At 50.8% G+C, this 1,359-nt stretch carries 1 protein-coding gene; it reads right to left on the reverse strand.

Annotation, left to right across the window (positions count from 1 at the left end):
* Positions 1-235: 235 nt before the first annotated feature.
* Positions 236-1,359, reverse strand: a 1,124-nt coding sequence (locus H5975_RS08100) for a mucin-binding protein (protein WP_204785616.1), incomplete at its 5' end; no start/stop codon positions are given.

Consider the following 1,359-nt stretch of genomic DNA (forward strand, 5'->3'; position numbering starts at 1 on the left):
AAGCATTTCTCGTTCTTTTATAGTAAGATGGATATAGCTCATAACGGGTTACCTCGAATTATTTGACTTGGTCGTTAAACTAATTCTACCCCGCTATGGGTTATTTTTTTAATTTGTGTTGCACTTGAATTGTAAATTCTCAACCAACAAAAAAGAACCAGACTAATGCCTAAGGCTGATTAGTCTAGTTCTTCAAGTTTTCTTCATTTATGGAAGAATCTTCAATTTTTAGTGCTTAGTCACGCTTGCGGCGCTTACCGCCCAGGCCTAACAGTCCCATCAGGGAAGCCAGACCCAGACCTGCCAAGGCACTAGCATCATGGCTATTACCAGTTTGTGGCAAGCGGCGGCTGTTAGTAGTGGATTCTGCCTGTTGAGCAGTTGCCGTCTGTTGACTAGTTACAACAGTAACCGCTGGCTGGGCATTGCTGTCCGCCTTCTGGTTCGTTGCTTGCTGGGCGTCAGGCGTATCTGAAGCCGTCGGTGCTTGGTGCTCTGGTTGAGCAGGCGTGGCAACCGTCGCATAAGTGATGTCGACCGTCTGATCAGTCGTTTCACCATCAACCGTTACCGCTGGTACTTCCGCCAGACTTGGGATATAGCCCGCAATTGCTGCCGGCTTAAAGACATCCCATTGCGCGGTTGTCCATGGCTGCCAAGCAATTTGACCGGTAACCAGGTCCAGGTTACCGTGACGGCTGATCGTGACGACTTGCTTGATGGTCTTCGTCTGACCATCAGGCGTAGTTACCATGATCGTCCGGGTAACTTTCTTGGTTTGAACCGGATCCTTCTCATCGTGGCGAACAACCACGATGATGATCTGGCCGTTCTCTTCCTTGATCTGAACCTCGGCTGGAACCGTATCTGGATCTACCGGTACCCAGTTTTCTGGGAATTGCGGCGTTACCTTGATCGTGTCGCCAACATGGCCGGTGATCACTTGCTGGCCGATCTCGTTGCCATCGCGGTCGACGTACTTGATCAGAACCGTCCCCTCATTAGCCGTGTAGGTGATATCAACCGTCTGGTCCTTTTGACCATCCTTAACCGTTACCGCTGGAACATCCGCTTGGGAAGCCGTGTAACCGGCAAGTTGACCCGGCTTGAAGTCTGCCCAGGTGTCTTCTGACCAGCTGCCGTAAGTTACTTCACCAGTAACGTCATCGATCGTGGCGTCACGGAAGATCTTCGCTACTTGCTTCGTCGTGGTCGTCTGACCGTCTGGCGTCGTCACGTTGATCGTCCGCGTGATCGTCTTATTCAGATCTTCATGCGTGATGTCCTTGTTTGGCGTACCATCACCAGGCTTCTTATCAGGATTGCCCGGCTTCTTATCACCAGGGGTTGGAACATCAC

Source organism: Limosilactobacillus coleohominis, from assembly GCF_016901675.1.
Taxonomy (GTDB): domain Bacteria; phylum Bacillota; class Bacilli; order Lactobacillales; family Lactobacillaceae; genus Limosilactobacillus; species Limosilactobacillus intestinavium.